Origin of the sequence: Micromonospora sp. NPDC049151, from assembly GCF_040648395.1 — a bacterium.
Taxonomy (GTDB): domain Bacteria; phylum Actinomycetota; class Actinomycetes; order Mycobacteriales; family Micromonosporaceae; genus Micromonospora.
The window spans coordinates 66,198-81,814 of sequence record NZ_JBEZDP010000008.1; the positions used below are offsets into that span (position 1 = coordinate 66,198).

Below are 15,617 nucleotides of genomic sequence, written 5' to 3' on the forward strand. Positions count from 1 at the left end.
GGCCCCGGAACGTCGGTGCGGGGGGATAGGCTCGAACGGTGCACCCCCCGTCCGGCTGGACGCGGGGTCGTCGTCGTGTGTCGAAGCCGCTGGAAGTGATCACTGATGCTCACCGGACTCTTCTCCGCCGCCCTGGCCGACCCGGGGCTGGCCCGGGCGCGTGACCTGGCGCGCTCCGGTGCCGCGCAGGTCGACGGGCTCGACCTGACCGCCCCCGCCGCGCTGCGCCCGTTCGCTGTCGCAGCCGTCGCCGCCGACGAGCCGGCCGGCGGCGCGGGCCGCCCGGTCCTCGCGGTCACCGCCACCACCCGCGAGGCCGACGACCTGGCCTCCGCGCTGGGCAGCCTGCTGCCGCCGGAGCAGGTGGCGGTCTTCCCGTCCTGGGAGACGCTGCCGCACGAGCGGCTGTCGCCCCGCTCCGACACGGTCGGGCGCCGCCTGGCCGTGCTGCGCCGCCTCGCCCACCCGGACGCCGCTGACGCGCACGGCCGTACCGGGCCGCTGCGGGTGGTCGTCGCGCCGGTCCGCTCGCTGCTCCAGCCGCAGCTCAAGGGCCTCGGCGACCTGGAGCCCGTCCAGCTCGCCGCCGGTGACGAGGCCGACCTGGAAGAGGTGGCCCGCCGGCTCACCGACATGGCGTACGCCCGGGTCGACCTGGTCACCAAGCGCGGCGAGTTCGCCGTGCGCGGCGGCATCCTGGACGTCTTCCCGCCCACCGACGAGCACCCGTCCCGGGTCGAGTTCTGGGGCGACGAGGTGGAGGAGATCCGCACCTTCGCGGTCGCCGACCAGCGCACCATCGAGGGCGTCGCGCAGCTCTGGGCGCCGCCGTGCCGGGAACTGCTGCTGACCCCGGCGGTGCGGGAGCGGGCCGCCGCGCTCGCCGCCGAGCACCCCGAGCTGGCCGAGATCCTGGACAAGCTGGCCGAGGGCATCCCGGTCGAGGGCATGGAGTCGCTGGCCCCGGCGCTGATCGGAGCCGACGCGCTCGAACTCCTCGTGGACTGCATGCCGGCCGGCACCCACGTCCTCCTCTGCGACCCGGAGCGCATCCGCACCCGCGCGCACGACCTGGTCCGTACCTCGGAGGAGTTCCTCCAGGCCAGCTGGGCCGCGGCCGCCGTCGGCGGCCAGGCCCCTGTCGACCTCGGCGCCGCCGCCTTCAAGACCCTGGCCGAGGTACGCACGGCGGCCCGCGCCCTGCGCCAGCCCTGGTGGACGCTCGCGCCGTTCGGCCTGGTCGAGGCCGACGCCGCCCCGGCCCGGCAGCCCTGGGAGGACGAGCCGGCCGCTGTCGACGTCACCCCCGACGACGCCATCGCGGTGAGTCTGGCCGCCCAGCCGGCCCCGCTCTACCACGGCGAGACCGCACGGGTGGTCGACGACCTGAAGCGGTGGGCCGGCGAGGGCTGGTCGATCGCGCTGGTGTTCGAGGGGCACGGTCCCGCCCAGCGGGCCGTCGAGGTGCTGCGCGACGCCGGTCTCGGCGCCCGCCTCACCGAGGAGGTGCCCGCCGCGCCCGCGCCCGGCGAGCTGCTCGTGTCGTGCGGCTGCCTGACCGCCGGCTTCGTCGACGAGGCGTCGAAGTTCGTGCTCCTCACCGGCAACGACGTCACCGGCGGCCGGGGCACGTCCACCCGCGACATGCGCAAGATGCCCAGCCGGCGGCGCAACACCATCGACCCGCTGGAGCTGAAGGCCGGCGACTTCGTGGTGCACGAGCAGCACGGCATCGGCCGGTACGTCGAGCTGGTGCAGCGCACGGTGAACGGCGCGAGCCGCGAATACCTGGTCATCGAGTACGCGCCGAGCAAGCGCGGCCAGCCCGGTGACCGCCTCTTCGTCCCCACCGACCAGCTCGACCAGCTCTCCCGCTACGTCGGCGGCGAGCAGCCCACGCTGCACAAGATGGGCGGCTCGGACTGGCAGAAGTCCAAGGCCCGGGCCCGCAAGGCGGTCCGTGAGATCGCCGCGCAGCTCATCCAGCTCTACGCCGCGCGCAAGGCGTCCAAGGGGCACAACTTCGCCCCCGACACCCCGTGGCAGCGGGAGCTGGAGGACGCGTTCCCCTGGCAGGAGACACCCGACCAGCTGGCCGCCATCGAGGAGGTCAAGCGGGACATGGAACAGACCGTCCCGATGGACCGGCTGATCTGCGGCGACGTCGGCTACGGCAAGACCGAGATCGCGGTACGCGCGGCGTTCAAGGCGGTGCAGGACGGCAAGCAGGTGGCCGTGCTGGTGCCGACCACGCTGCTGGTGCAGCAGCACTACAACACGTTCGCCGAGCGGATGAGCCAGTTCCCGGTGTCGATCCGGCAGCTGTCCCGGTTCCAGACGCCGAAGGAGACCGAGCAGACGCTGGAGATGGCCGCTGCCGGCACCGTCGACATCGTCATCGGCACCCACCGGCTGCTCCAGGCGTCCACCCGGTTCAAGTCTCTGGGGCTGGTCATCATCGACGAGGAGCAGCGGTTCGGCGTCGAGCACAAGGAGCACCTGAAGACGCTGCGCGCCTCGGTCGACGTGCTCGCCATGTCGGCCACCCCGATCCCGCGCACGCTGGAGATGGCGATCACCGGCATTCGGGAGATGTCCACCATCGCCACCCCGCCGGAGGAGCGGCACCCGGTGCTCACGTTCGTCGGCGCGTACGACGACCGGCAGGTGGCCGCCTCCATCCACCGTGAGCTGCTGCGCGACGGTCAGGTCTTCTACCTGCACAACCGGGTCGAGTCGATCGAGAAGACGGCGCGCAAGCTCCGGGAACTGGTGCCGGAGGCGCGGGTCGCGGTGGCGCACGGCCAGATGGGCGAGGAGGCGCTGGAGAAGGTGATGGTCGGCTTCTGGGAGAAGGAGTTCGACGTCCTGGTCTGCACCACCATCGTCGAGTCCGGCATCGACATCCCCAACGCCAACACCCTCATCGTCGAGCGGGCCGACCTGCTCGGCCTGGCCCAGCTGCACCAGATCCGCGGCCGGGTCGGCCGCGGCCGCGAACGGGCGTACGCCTACTTCCTCTACCCGCCGGAGAAGCCGCTGACCGAGAACGCGCACGAGCGGCTCGCCACCATCGCCCAGCACACCGAACTCGGCGCCGGCATGTACGTGGCGATGAAGGACCTGGAGATCCGCGGCGCCGGAAACCTGCTCGGCGGCGAGCAGTCCGGCCACATCGAGGGCGTCGGCTTCGACCTCTACGTGCGGATGGTCGGCGAGGCCGTGTCCGCCTTCAAGGGCGAGAGCACCGAGGAGGAGACCGAGGTCAAGGTCGACCTGCCGATCGACGCGCACCTGCCGCACGACTACGTCGCCGTGGAGCGGCTGCGCCTGGAGATGTACCGCAAGCTCGCCGAGGCCCGCGATGAGGAGCGCCTGCGTGAGGTGGTCGCCGAGATGACCGACCGGTACGGCGAGCCGCCCGCGCCGGTGCAGAACCTGGTCGCGGTGGCCCGGTTCCGGCTGCTGGCCCGCCGCTACGGGCTGACCGACGTGTCGATGCAGGGCAAGCACATCCGGTTCGGCCCGCTGCCGCTGCCCGACTCCAAGCAGATGCGGCTCAAGCGCTACCACCCGGACTCGGTCTACAAGCAGGCGCTCGACCAGGTCAGCGTGCCCCGGCCCAGCACCCGGCGGATCGGCGGCGAACCGCTGCGCGACCAGGCGCTGCTGGAGTGGTGCGGGCAGCTCCTGGCCGATGTGCTGGGCAAGCCCGAGGAGCTGGCCGGTTCTGCCAGCCCCGCAGTGGCGAGCGGAAGGTGACGGGGCAAGCCCCAGGAGCTGGCCGGTTCTGCCAGCCCCGCAGTGGCGAGCGGAAGGTGACGGGGCAAGCCCGAGGAGCTGGCCGGTTCTGCCGGTTCCGTGGCCGGTGCCCGATGAGGTGGGTGGAGTCACAGGCCGGTACGGGGCGTGAGAGAGTGACCCTCATGCGTGCTCGCCGTTCCCTCGTCGCCGTCAGCGTCGCGGCCCTCGCCGCGCTCTCTCTCGCCGCCTGTGGCCGCTCCGCCCCGGACGTCGCCGCATACGTCGGCGACACCCGGTACTCGGTCGACCGGGTCGACGCGATCTACGAGGACGCGCAACGGCAGTACGCGGACGCCGTCCGTAGCCAGGCGCCGCAGACGCCCTCGCCGGCGGAGCTGCGGTCCTCGGTGACCCGGCAGGACGTGCTGAACCTGCTGGTCGCGATCGACCTGGGCAAGCGCGTGGCGGCCGAGAAGGGTCTCCAGGTCGCCGACCAGATCTCCCCGGAGCAGCTCCAGCAGGAGCTGCGCATGCCGGCGACCACCGAGTACACGAAGCTGTGGGGCGAGTGGGTCGACCTCTCCGGCACGCTCCAGCAGAGCCTGCCCCCGGCCGACCTCAGCGACGAGTCCCTGATGGCCGTCTACCGGGCCATCGAGAAGACCGGGGCGATCCAGCCGGGCATGAGCGTCGACCAGGTCCGGCAGGCGTTCGGCGAGGCCGGGTTCGTGCGTACCGCCACCGCCCTCAGCAACGCGCTCCAGCAGCAGGCCGAGAAGACGGACGTCCGCGTCAACCCCCGGTTCGGCGTGACCGGCGTGCCGTCGCTCGTGAACACCGGCCAGTCGTTCGTCTTCTACTCCCTGCCGTACGTCAACGAGGAGGGCCCGGTCACCGACATCTCGACGCCCGAGGCGCCGGCCTCCGGTTCGCCGGCTCCCGGAGCCGCATGACCGCGCGCATCGTCCTGCTCGTCACCTCGCCCCGGCTGCCCGCCGGATTGCTGACCTCGGCCGCCTGGGACGCCGTACGCTCCGCTCCGGTCCTCGCCGGTGCGGAGAGCGAGCTGACCCGGGCGGTGCGGACGGCCGGCGCCGAGGTGAACGTGGTGACCGAGGGTGCGACCCCGGCGCTGCTCGACGCCGCGGCGGCGCACGGTGGGGCGGTGTGGCTGGCCGGCCCGACCGGCGACGAGGCGCTGGCCCGCGAACTCGGCCTGCGGCTGGCCCGCGAGCCCGCCCTGGCCGAACTGGAGCTGATGTACGGCTCGTGGGACCCGCCCGGCGCCCGGCTGCTCGACGCGGTCGAGGTGATGGACCGGCTGGCCTCGCCGGGCGGCGACCCGTGGAAGCGGGCACAGACCCACCGCACCCTGGCCCGGTTCCTGCTGGAGGAGTGCTACGAGGCGTACGACGCGATCAGCGCCGACGACACCGACGCGCTCCGCGAGGAACTGGGCGACGTCCTGCTCCAGGTGCTGCTGCACGCCCGGCTGGCGGAGAACCTGCCGGAGGGCAAGAGCTGGACCGTCGACGACGTGGCGGGGACCCTGGTCGACAAGATGGTGCGGCGTAACCCGCACGTCTTCTCCGGCGAGCCGGCCGGCTCGATCGAGGAGATCGAGGCGAACTGGGAGCGGATCAAGCGGGCCGAGAAGACCCGCGAATCGGTGCTCGACGGCATCGCGCTGAGCCAGCCCGCGCTCTCGCTGGCCGCGAAGATCCTGGACCGTGCCGGCCGGGTCGGCCTGGCCGTACCGCCCCCGCTTGCCGAGTCGCAGGTGGACCCGGAGGCCCGGCTGGGAGCGAGCCTGCTCGCAACTGTCGCCGCCGCACGGCAGGCCGGCATCGACCCGGAGGCCGCCCTACGGCGGGCCACCCTGGCGTACGCCGAAGCCGTCCGAGCCGCCGAACGCCCCACCCCCACCAGCCCCGCCTAGCCCCTCCGCGCCCCACCCCCCTTGCCCTTCCCTGCCCTCCCTTGGCGATCTTGCACTTTCGGCCCGAGCGGTGCCCGCAAATGCCCGATCTGCCCGGGCGCAAAGTGCAAGATCGCCGAGCCGACCGCCCCCGCCCAGCCGCGCCTCCCGGAAGGCGAGACTCGCCGTTCGTATCGCGGGATCAGCGGAGATCTTGGTACGAAAGTGCCCCTATAGGGGCCGTTTCCGTCCAAGATCTACGTCGGCCTTGGGCGCGCTCGCGCCCACCAGCCAGCGCGTCGAGGGCCGGCGGCAGCGCCGGCACGGGCCGTCCAGCTGACTCGCCGTGGTGATCAAGGAGTTTGTGTCGTCGGGGGGCGCTGAGCGGGACGCAAACTCCTTGATCAACGCGGAGGGGCGGGGGAGGGCGCGGGGAGGGCGCGGAGGGAGTGGAGGTCGGTAGGGTCGGGGGATGGAGTCGTTCGTGCCGCTGGCGGAGCGGATCGTGGAGGCGTTGCTGGAGAGCCGGCCCGGGCTGGCCACCTTCGCCGGGGACCACCGTTACGACGACCGCCTGCCCGACCTCTCCGCCGATGCCCTCGCGGCCGACCAGGCGATGCTCAAGGACGCCGCCGACGCGCTCGCGGAAATCGACCCGGACGCGCTCGACCCGGCGGAGAGCGTCGACCACGCGCTGCTCACCAGCCTCGTCGACAGGGGTCTGTTCGAGGTCGGCGAGATCCGCGGCCACGAGTGGGATCCGCTGCGCCACAACCCGGGACCGCTGCTGCACGCCCTGCTGGCCCGTCCCTTTGCCCCGGCCGAGGAGCGCCTGACCAGCCTGGTCGGGCGCCTGTCGGCCGTACCCGACGCGCTGTCGACAGCGCGCGCGACGCTGCGGGACATGCCGCGGGTCCACGCGGAGACGGCGGTCGGGCAGTTCACCGGTACGGCGGCGCTGATCCGCGACGAGGTGCCCGGGTTGCTGGCCGAGGCGCCGGCGCTGCGTGAGCGGGTCGGCGCGGCGGCCACCGACGCGATCGCCGCGCTGGAGGAGTTCGTGGCCTGGCTGCGGCAGGGCCTGGCCGCCGACGCCGGCCCGGGGCGTGACCCGCGGCTGGGCCGGCGGCGGTGGGAGGCGCGGCTGTGGCACACGCTCGACACCGAGCTGAGCGCCGCCGAGGTGCAGCGCCGCGCCTGGGCCAACCTCGACCGGGTCACCGAGGAGATCCGCGCGGCGTCGGTCGAGCTGGTCGGTGGTCCGGCCGACGACGAGACGGTACGCCGGGCGCTGGACCTGCTCGCCGCCGAGCACCCGGACGACGCCACGATCGTCGATCTCGCCTCGGTGACGCTGGACGAGGCGAGTGACTTCGTCCGCCACCACGACCTGGTCAGCATGGTCGGCGACCCGTGCGTCATCCAGGAGATGCCGGAGTTCGCGCGGGGCGTGGCGGTGGCCTACTGCGACTCGCCGGGCCCGCTGGAGACGGCCGACGTACCGACGTTCTACTGCATCTCGCCCACCCCGTCGGACTGGCCGGCGCAGCGGGTCGAGTCGTTCTACCGCGAGTACAACGACCACATGATCCGCAACCTGACCGTGCACGAGGCGATGCCCGGGCACTTCCTCCAGCTCGCGCACGCCCGCCGCTACGACGGTCCGACCCGGGTACGCGCGCTCACCGAGTCGGGCGTGTTCGTCGAGGGCTGGGCGGTCTACGCCGAGGAGCTGATGGCCGGGCTCGGCTTCGGCGGTCTGCCGGTGCGGTTGCAGCAGCTCAAGATGCAGCTCCGGATGACCATCAACGCGCTGCTCGACCAGCTCGTGCACTGCGACGACCTGCCCGAGTCCGAGGCGATGGCGTTGATGACCGGGCGTGGCTTCCAGGAGGAGGGCGAGGCGGCCGGCAAGTGGCGGCGGGCGCTGCTCACCTCGACGCAGCTGTCCACGTACTTCGTCGGCTACAGCGAGATGGCCGACATCGCCGCCGCGCGGCCGGACGGCGTGCCGCTGCGCGACTGGCACGACGCCATGCTGGCGCACGACTGCCCGCCGCCGCGCCACCTGCGGACGCTGCTGGGGGTGTGAGGGCTCACCGGCGGCCGGCGGCCGCGTCGATCAGCCAGCGCGACAGCGAGTACGCGGGCGGCAGCTCGGCGGGCAGCGCGTCGACCGGGAACCAGCGCGCCTCGGTCAGCTCGGTGCCGTCGGGGGCCGGTTCGGCGGCCGGGTCGGTCACCTCGGCGGTGAACCCGGCGAGCAGCGTGCCCGGCCCGGACAGCGCCCACGGCTGGCTGTCCACGTAGGCCGGTCGCCGCAGGGTCAGGCCGACCTCCTCGGCGACCTCGCGGTGCACCGCCGCCTCCAGCGACTCGCCCGCCTCGACGAACCCGGCAACGAGCGCCCACAGCTGCGTCGGTCCGTGCGCGTGGCGGACCAGCAGCAGCTCGTCGGCCCCACCGGCCGGGCCGGGCCGGGTGATCGCGGTCAGCACCGCGACGGACAGGGGGAGGAACGAGGTGAGTTCGCACTCCGGGCAACGCCGCGCGGTCTCGCCCGGCACGTCGGCCAGTTCGGCCCGGCACGCGCCGCACCACCTGTGCGTACGCCGCCAGTTGACCACGGCGAGCGCCCGCCCGGCCAGGTCGGCGCGGGGTGCCGGTAGTTCGGCGGCGAGGCCGCGCCAGCTGCGCCACCGGCCGGGCAGCGACTCCGGATCGGTCACCTCGGCGGCCCACGCCGGTATGCCGTCGAGCGTGCCGACCGGCGTCCAGGCGAGGTCGCCGGGCAGCGCGCCGATCCGCAGCGGCTGCTCGTCCGGGCCGGTCAGCAGCTTCCGTCCGGAGACCGGCAGCGCCAGGTCGTCGCGCCGCGGCGGCCGCCCGTGATCGGCAGCGGGCAGGAATCCGGCGCGCGCCGGGCGAGCGCCGGTGGCCCCGGCCTCGGCCTCGGACGGGGGACCGTCGGGCGGGGTCACGACGTGGTGGGGCGGCGGTCCACCACACCGGCGCCGGCCGGCACGGCGAACGCGGCGGCCTCGACGCTCTCGGTGTAGCGACTCAGCGTCACCTCGGCGGGCTTGCCGTCGAGCGTGCCGGAGAAGCTCCCCAGCACGCCTTCGGTCGTCACGCAGGCGCTGAAGCGTTCCCCGCTGTGGGTGACGTCGACGCAGGTGGCGTGGCGGCCGGCGAGCGTGGTGTCGCTCTGCTCGATGACCGCTTCCGGATCGAGCGCCGCCGCGGTGAGCAGCCGGATCACCGCGGGCGGCGTGACGAGGCCCTCCTTGCGCGCCTCGTCGTAGACGACCACCGACGGCTTGCCGGCGGTGAGCACGGGCGGCGAGACGGTGCAGGAGGTGCGGGCGGCGGTGCTCGCGCACCGGGTCACCGACTCCTGCGTCACCGTGATCTTGCCGCCCGGCCAGGTGTACGTGGAGCGCAGCGGCTTCTTCGTCTGCGCGATCGAGGCGGTCCGGCCGCCGTCGATCTGGTAGTCGGCGGCCCAGGTCTGCTCCAGCGCCCGGTCCATCCGCGCGGCGAGGTCGTTGACCAGGTCGGAGCGGCCGAGCGCGACGTTCGCGTCGTCCAGGGCCTGGCAGCCGGTGACCGAGAGCGACGCGATGACCGAGGCGGCGAGCACGCGGAGAGTCGTCGTGGCGGCAGGCATGATGCCCAGCCTTGTCGATCGGCGCAACGTCTCGCAAACCGGTTGCCGGTTGACGACCGGTAATCCGGGAATGTCCGTCTCAGCAGGCGCGTCGAGGCCTGCCCCGAGCGGCGTGCGGCGGGGCGGGGACCGATACGCTGCGTTCAACACCTGCCTCAGCCGCACCGTCGCGGCCCATATGGACCGGAACCACACAAACGAGGAGCGACTCAGTGGCAACCATCGAGGGAATCGTCGCCCGGGAGATCCTGGACTCGCGGGGCAACCCGACGGTCGAGGTCGAGGTCGGGCTCGACGACGGCACGATCGCCCGTGCCGCGGTGCCGTCCGGCGCCTCCACCGGCGCCTTCGAGGCGGTCGAGCTACGCGACGGTGACTCCGACCGCTACCTGGGCAAGGGTGTCGAGAAGGCGGTCGCCAACATCGAGGACCGGATCGTCGACCAGCTCATCGGCTACGAGGCCAGCGAGCAGCGGCTGATCGACCAGAAGATGATCGACATCGACGGCTCGGACAACAAGGGCGAGCTGGGCGCGAACGCCATCCTCGGCGTCTCCCTGGCCGTGGCGAAGGCCGCCGCCGGCAGCGCCGAGCTGAGCCTGTTCCGCTACCTGGGCGGCCCGAACGCGCACCTGCTCCCGGTGCCGATGATGAACATCCTCAACGGTGGCGCGCACGCCGACTCGAACGTCGACATCCAGGAGTTCATGATCGCGCCGATCGGCGTGCCGACGTTCCGGGACGCGCTGCGCTCGGGCGCCGAGGTCTACCACGCGCTGAAGTCGGTGCTGAAGAAGAAGGACCTGTCGACGGGCCTGGGTGACGAGGGCGGCTTCGCCCCGAACCTGCCCACGAACGCCGCCGCGCTGGACCTGATCGCCGAGGCGGTGGAGAAGGCCGGCTACCGGCTCGGCACCGACATCGTCTTCGCGCTCGACGTGGCCGCCACCGAGTTCTTCGACAACGGCACCTACACGTTCGAGGGCAGCGCCAAGAGCGCCGAGGAGATGAGCAACTACTACACCAAGCTGGCGGGCGACTACCCGATCGTGTCGATCGAGGACCCGCTGGCCGAGGACGACTGGAGCGGCTGGGCCACCCTCACCGCCGCGCTCGGCGACCGGATCCAGATCGTCGGCGACGACCTGTTCGTCACCAACCCGCAGCGCATCGCCCGGGGCATCGCGGAGCAGGCCGCCAACGCGGTGCTGGTCAAGGTCAACCAGATCGGCTCGCTCACCGAGACGCTGGACGCCGTCGACCTGGCCCACCGGGCCGGCTTCAAGTGCATGATGAGCCACCGCTCCGGCGAGACCGAGGACACCACGATCGCCGACCTGGCCGTCGCCACCGGCTGCGGGCAGATCAAGACCGGCGCGCCGGCCCGCTCGGACCGGGTGGCCAAGTACAACCAGCTCCTGCGGATCGAGGAGGAACTGGCCGACGCGGCGCGGTACGCCGGCGCCGGCGCGTTCCCGCGTTACCGTTCGGCCTGAGCGAGCGCTCCGGGGGAGGGGTGTGACGATGCAGCAGCGCCGCACACCGGGTGGCCAGCGGCCCGCCCGTCGGCCGGGTCAGCCCGGCCGGACGGGCGGCGCCCGGGTCCGGTCCACGGCTCGCGACAACGGCGTCCGCGCTGACACGCGCGCCGCCGGCCGGTCACCCGGCGCGTCCCGGGCCAGCGACGGCGTACGCTCCGCGAGCCGCCCCGCCGCGGCCCGGCGTACCGCCGCCGGTGCTCCGGTCAAGCGGCTCACCGCACCCCAACCCCGGCGCATCACCGGGCGCGCCACAGTGCTGTTCGCGGTACTGATCGCGCTCGCCCTGGCGTACACCTACCCGGTTCGGGTCTACCTGGACCAGCAGGCCGACATCGAGCGGATGGAGGCCGCGCAGGCCGCCCAGCGCGACGAGATCGAGCGGCTCACCGCCGAGGCGGCCAAGTGGAAGGACCCGGAGTACGTCAAGACGCAGGCCCGGGAGCGCTTCTTCATGGGCAAGCCGGGCGAGACGCTGCTGGTGGTGCTCTCCGACCCGGAGGGCGCGGCCAAGGACGCCGGCAAGGACGCGAAGCCGGGGGCGCCGACCGCGCCGGAGCCCTGGTACGACACCCTGTGGTCGAGCGTGCGGGCGGCGAACGCCGAGCGCGGGGACAAGTGAGCACCACACGAAAGGCACCATCTTGAGCGTCGTACCACCGTCGGAGCCGGCGGCGGACTCCGTACCCCTGCCGGAACGCCAGCCGGCCACCGAGGCCGACCTGGCCGCGGTGGCCGCGCAGCTCGGACGCCCGCCGCGCGGCACCCGCGCGGTGGCCCACAGGTGCCCGTGCGGCCTGCCCGACGTGGTGGAGACGACGCCGCGGCTGGCCGACGGCACGCCGTTCCCGACGCTGTTCTACCTGACCTGCCCGCGTGCCACGGCGGCGTGCAGCCGGCTGGAGTCGGCCGGGCTGATGAAGGAGATGGCCGAGCGGCTGGCGGAGGATCCGGAGCTGGCCGCGCGGTACCGGGCGGCCCACGAGGACTACCTGACCCGCCGGGAGGCGATCGGCGAGGTGCCGGAGATCGCCGGCATCTCGGCCGGCGGCATGCCGGGGCGGGTGAAGTGCCTGCACGTGCACCTCGGGCACGCGCTCGCCGCCGGGCCGGGGGTCAACCCGTTCGGCGACGAGACGCTGGCGCTGGTGGAGAAGTGGTGGGCGGCCGGCCCCTGCGTGGACGTGCCGCCGGCGGAGTGAGATGAGCGCCGACGAGATCACTGTCCGCCGGGCCCGCACCACTGACGTGCGCGGGATCCGGCGGCTGGTGGACACCTACACCGACGATCGTCGGCTGCTCAGCAAGGCCACCGTGACGTTGTACGAGGACGTGCAGGAGTTCCGGGTCGCGGTGACGTCGAGCGGTGCCGTGGTCGGCTGCGGCGCGCTGCACGTCATGTGGGAGGACCTGGCCGAGATCCGGACGGTGGCAGTGGACCCGTCCTGCCGGGGCCACCGGATCGGGCACCGGATCGTGGGCGAGCTGATCGACTCGGCGCGTGAGCTGGGCATCGGCCGGATCTTCGTGCTCACGTTCGAGACCGGTTTCTTCGGCTCGTTCGGCTTCCGCGAGATCGACGGCGCCCCCGTCCCGCAGCCGGTGTACGAGCAGCTCCTGCGCTCCTACGACGAGGGTGTCGCGGAGTTCCTGGACCTGGAACGGGTCAAGCCCAACACCCTGGGCAACACCCGCATGCTGCTGCGCCTCTGACCGTGCGCGGGCTGCCGTAGGGTGGGCGCCGTGAGTGCGCGTGTGGCCGCCATCGACTGCGGGACCAACTCGATCCGACTGCTGATCGCCGACCTGCCCGACCCGTCCGCCGGGGAGACGGCGCCGCTGCGCGACGTCAGCCGGCGGATGGAGATCGTCCGGCTGGGGCAGGGCGTCGACCAGACCGGCATGCTCGCCCCGGAGGCCGTCGAGCGGACCCGGGTGGCGCTCGCCGACTACGCGGCCGAGATCGAGAAGTCCGGCGCCGAGCGGGTACGCATGTGCGCCACCTCGGCCTCCCGCGACGCCTCGAACGCCGCCGACTTCCGTGCCATGGTCGAGCGCACGCTCGGCGTACCGCCCGAGGTGGTGACCGGCGACGAGGAGGCACGGCTGTCGTTCACCGGCGCGGTGCGCGGCCTGCCCGCCGACGCCGAGCCGCCGTACCTGGTGGTCGACATCGGCGGCGGCTCGACCGAGTTCGTGGTCGGCACCCGCGCCGACGGGGTGCGCGGCGCGATCTCGGTGGACATCGGCTGCGTCCGGATGACCGAACGGCACCTGCACGGCGACCCGCCCGGCGCTGCCGAGATCGCCGCCGCCGAGGCCGACATCGCCGCCGCCGTCGACCGCGCGCTCGCCGTCGTGCCCGGCCGCGAGGCCGCCACGCTGGTCGGGCTCGCCGGTTCGGTCACCACAGTGGTCGCCCTGGCGCAGGGGCTCCAGGAGTACGACCCGAGCCGCATCCACCACGCCCGCATCTCGTACGAGCAGGTGGCCGAGGTGACCGCCGACCTGCTCGGCAAGAGCAGTGAGCAGCGGCTGGCGTACCCGGTGATGCACCCCGGGCGGGCCGACGTGATCGGCGCGGGCGCGCTGGTGCTGCGGATCATCATGGAGCGGGCCGGGATGCCGTCGGTGGTCGCCTCCGAGCACGACATCCTCGACGGCATCGCCTGGAGCCTCGCGGCGACCTCGGGATAGGTGGTTCCCCTGCGTGTGGCCGGTATGATTTCCATATGGTCACCACTGTCAATCTTCCTGAGGGACTGCACGAACGGCTCAAGCAGCTTGCCGAGCAGGAGCACCGGTCGATGAACGCCACCATCGTCGTGGCCGTCGAGGAGTACGTCTCGACGCGCAGTCATCGTGCCCGCGTGCGGGATCTTGCGCGGGAGGTTGCCGAGCGTGACGCCGAGCTGCTGCGGCGGTTGGCGGAGTGATCCACTATCTCGAGGTCGACGACCTCGTGGAGATCGCCTCGATCGTGCTGGGTGGGACGCCGCAGGTCCGTGATTTCGGTCTGCTCTCATCGGCGGTGGTCCGCCCGGCCACCGTGGCGTTCGGCCAGGAGGCTTATCCCGATCTCTGGACCAAGGCCGCCGCGCTGCTGCACTCGGTCTGCATGAACCACGCGCTGATTGACGGGAACAAGCGTCTCGCCTGGGCGGCGGGGCGGGTGTTTCTGGCCCTCAACGAGGTGCCGATCCAGGATGTCGACGTTGATCAGGCCGAGGCTCTCGTGATGTCGGTGGCAAGCGGCACCCTGACCGAGGTCTCGGACATCGCCCGCGAGCTCCGCAAGCTCTACGTCTGAGCCATCGGCGGAGATGCTGTCGCAGTTGCCGGACGGCACCGCCTGGAGTCTCGCCTAGCCGGCCACCTGCCGCCCACCCTCCTCCTGCTGAAGGGGTGCTGTGTTGTTGACGGTAGTGCGGATTGCGCACTAGTGTGCGGGGTGTGGATACCACGCAGCTCCTCAAGGGCGTGCTCGACCTGGCGGTGCTCGCCGTGCTCAAGGACGAGGACGGGTACGGCTACGACATCCTGCGGCGGCTACGCGAGGCCGGTCTCACCGAGGTCGGCGACGCCTCGGTCTACGGCACGCTGCGCCGGCTGTTCGCGGCCGGTCTGCTCACCACGTACGTGGTGCCGAGCGAGTCCGGGCCGCACCGCAAGTACTACTCGCTCAACGCCGCCGGGCGTGACCAGCTCACCCGCTCCGGCAAGACCTGGCGCTCGTTCGCCACCACCATGGACGCGCTGCTCGACGATCGGGGGATGGCGGCATGACCGTCATGGGGCAGGAGATCACGGACTACGTCGACCGGGTGCGGGCGGCGCTCGCAGACCTGCCGCCGGAGGTCCGCGACGAGTTGACCGAGGAACTGCCGGAACACCTCGCGGAGGTCGCCGCCGAGGGCGAGGGCACGCTGGTCGACCGGCTGGGTACCCCCGAGGCGTACGCCGCCGAGCTGCGCGCCGTCGCCGGTGCCCAGCCGAGCCGGCGGCCGACGCGTTTCCACCGCCTCGCCGAGGCCCGGCGGGAGGCGGCCACCCAGCTGCGTCTGCTCGACCGCCAGCTCGGCCCGGTGCTCGGGCACGAGACGGTGAGCGACTTCCTGCGTCCGCTGCGCCCGGCCTGGTGGCTGGTGCGCGGCTGGCTGGCCGCGCTGATCGTGGCGTGGATGGTGGACGGCCGGTCCGGCCTGGTGCCCCGGCTGGACGGCAACAGCTCGATGGGGCTGTTGCTGCTCATCGGCGCGGTAGTCGCGTCCATGTGGTGGGGTCGCCGCTCGGCCGGGATCGCCGGGTGGCGGCGGCAACTGCACCAGATCACCACCGCCGCGCTGCTGTTGTTCTCCTTCGCCGTGCTGGCCCAGGTGGACGAGCGGGCCGACACCGACGTCTACCGCGATTACGAGCAGACGTCGGTGGACCACCGGTACGACCGGATCGAGGACGTCTTCGTCTACGACCAGCAGGGGCGGCTGATCCGCGACGCGCGGCTCTTCGACCAGAACGGCGTGCCGATCACGCTCGGCTGGCCGAGCTGCATGGCCGACACGGGCGCGGTGCCGGAGATGCGTAACACCTACCCGTACTGCCCGGAACTGGCCCCGTTCGGCCCGCCGGTCTCACCGTCGATCGCCCCGCCCGCACCCGCGCCCACGGACAGCGCCACCCCGACCGTGCCCACCACCAGCGCTTCCCCGGAACCCACGTCAACTCCCTGAGAGCGCTCGATCCCGCG

Annotated in this window: 15 protein-coding genes; 13 read left to right on the forward strand and 2 right to left on the reverse strand. The window is 72.8% G+C overall.

The features are described from left to right. Positions 1-105 precede the first annotated feature (105 nt). The 4 genes from mfd to AB0B20_RS11895 all read left to right on the forward strand — a co-directional run bounded on the left by mfd (position 106) and on the right by AB0B20_RS11895 (position 7,754). On the forward strand, positions 106-3,762 hold the full coding sequence (mfd, locus tag AB0B20_RS11880) for a transcription-repair coupling factor (RefSeq protein WP_357470146.1): 3,657 nt from the start codon (positions 106-108) through the stop codon (positions 3,760-3,762). Between the two features lie 164 nt (positions 3,763-3,926). After that, positions 3,927-4,697 (forward strand): hypothetical protein, encoded by a 771-nt coding sequence (locus tag AB0B20_RS11885; RefSeq protein ID WP_357381654.1) that lies wholly within the window; start codon positions 3,927-3,929, stop codon positions 4,695-4,697. After that, positions 4,694-5,683 (forward strand): nucleoside triphosphate pyrophosphohydrolase, encoded by a 990-nt coding sequence (locus AB0B20_RS11890; protein WP_357470150.1) that lies wholly within the window; start codon positions 4,694-4,696, stop codon positions 5,681-5,683. Before AB0B20_RS11885 ends, AB0B20_RS11890 begins: the two co-directional genes overlap by 4 nt. Before the next feature lie 451 nt (positions 5,684-6,134). Further along, positions 6,135-7,754, forward strand: a complete 1,620-nt coding sequence (locus tag AB0B20_RS11895; protein ID WP_357470153.1) for a DUF885 domain-containing protein — start codon at positions 6,135-6,137, stop codon at positions 7,752-7,754. A gap of 4 nt (positions 7,755-7,758) precedes the next feature. Here the strand turns inward: AB0B20_RS11895 and AB0B20_RS11900 are convergent, their stop codons facing one another. Together AB0B20_RS11900 and AB0B20_RS11905 are read right to left on the reverse strand one after the other, a co-directional pair. After that, entirely contained in the window at positions 7,759-8,643 is an 885-nt protein-coding gene (locus AB0B20_RS11900; protein ID WP_357470156.1) for an NUDIX domain-containing protein, read from the reverse strand. After that, positions 8,640-9,332, reverse strand: a complete 693-nt coding sequence (locus AB0B20_RS11905) for a hypothetical protein (RefSeq protein WP_357381663.1) — start codon at positions 9,330-9,332, stop codon at positions 8,640-8,642. Before AB0B20_RS11905 ends, AB0B20_RS11900 begins: the two co-directional genes overlap by 4 nt. 212 nt (positions 9,333-9,544) lie before the next feature. On the opposite strand from AB0B20_RS11905, the gene eno reads away from it, so the two are divergent. From eno to AB0B20_RS11950, 9 genes are all read left to right on the forward strand, one after another. Continuing rightward, entirely contained in the window at positions 9,545-10,828 is a 1,284-nt protein-coding gene (gene eno, locus AB0B20_RS11910; protein WP_357470159.1) for a phosphopyruvate hydratase, read from the forward strand. Positions 10,829-10,856: 28 nt separating this feature from the next. Then, the gene (locus AB0B20_RS11915; protein ID WP_174534683.1) at positions 10,857-11,492 is read left to right on the forward strand and encodes a septum formation initiator family protein; all 636 of its coding nucleotides are present in this window, start codon (positions 10,857-10,859) and stop codon (positions 11,490-11,492) included. 22 nt (positions 11,493-11,514) lie between these two features. Beyond that, on the forward strand, positions 11,515-12,072 hold the full coding sequence (locus AB0B20_RS11920; RefSeq protein WP_357470162.1) for a DUF501 domain-containing protein: 558 nt from the start codon (positions 11,515-11,517) through the stop codon (positions 12,070-12,072). A 1-nt stretch (position 12,073) separates the two neighbouring features. Beyond that, positions 12,074-12,583: an amino-acid N-acetyltransferase gene (locus AB0B20_RS11925; RefSeq protein ID WP_357470166.1), complete on the forward strand. Its 510-nt coding sequence runs from the start codon at positions 12,074-12,076 to the stop codon at positions 12,581-12,583. A 42-nt stretch (positions 12,584-12,625) separates the two neighbouring features. Continuing rightward, positions 12,626-13,567 (forward strand): Ppx/GppA phosphatase family protein, encoded by a 942-nt coding sequence (locus tag AB0B20_RS11930; protein WP_357470352.1) that lies wholly within the window; start codon positions 12,626-12,628, stop codon positions 13,565-13,567. 35 nt (positions 13,568-13,602) lie between these two features. After that, positions 13,603-13,806, forward strand: a complete 204-nt coding sequence (locus tag AB0B20_RS11935; RefSeq protein WP_357470169.1) for an Arc family DNA-binding protein — start codon at positions 13,603-13,605, stop codon at positions 13,804-13,806. Further along, the gene (locus AB0B20_RS11940) at positions 13,803-14,180 is read left to right on the forward strand and encodes a Fic family protein (protein ID WP_116504050.1); all 378 of its coding nucleotides are present in this window, start codon (positions 13,803-13,805) and stop codon (positions 14,178-14,180) included. Before AB0B20_RS11935 ends, AB0B20_RS11940 begins: the two co-directional genes overlap by 4 nt. A 143-nt stretch (positions 14,181-14,323) precedes the next feature. Then, the gene (locus AB0B20_RS11945; RefSeq protein ID WP_030271259.1) at positions 14,324-14,656 is read left to right on the forward strand and encodes a PadR family transcriptional regulator; all 333 of its coding nucleotides are present in this window, start codon (positions 14,324-14,326) and stop codon (positions 14,654-14,656) included. Next, positions 14,653-15,600, forward strand: a complete 948-nt coding sequence (locus tag AB0B20_RS11950; RefSeq protein WP_357470172.1) for a hypothetical protein — start codon at positions 14,653-14,655, stop codon at positions 15,598-15,600. Before AB0B20_RS11945 ends, AB0B20_RS11950 begins: the two co-directional genes overlap by 4 nt. Positions 15,601-15,617 lie beyond the last annotated feature (17 nt).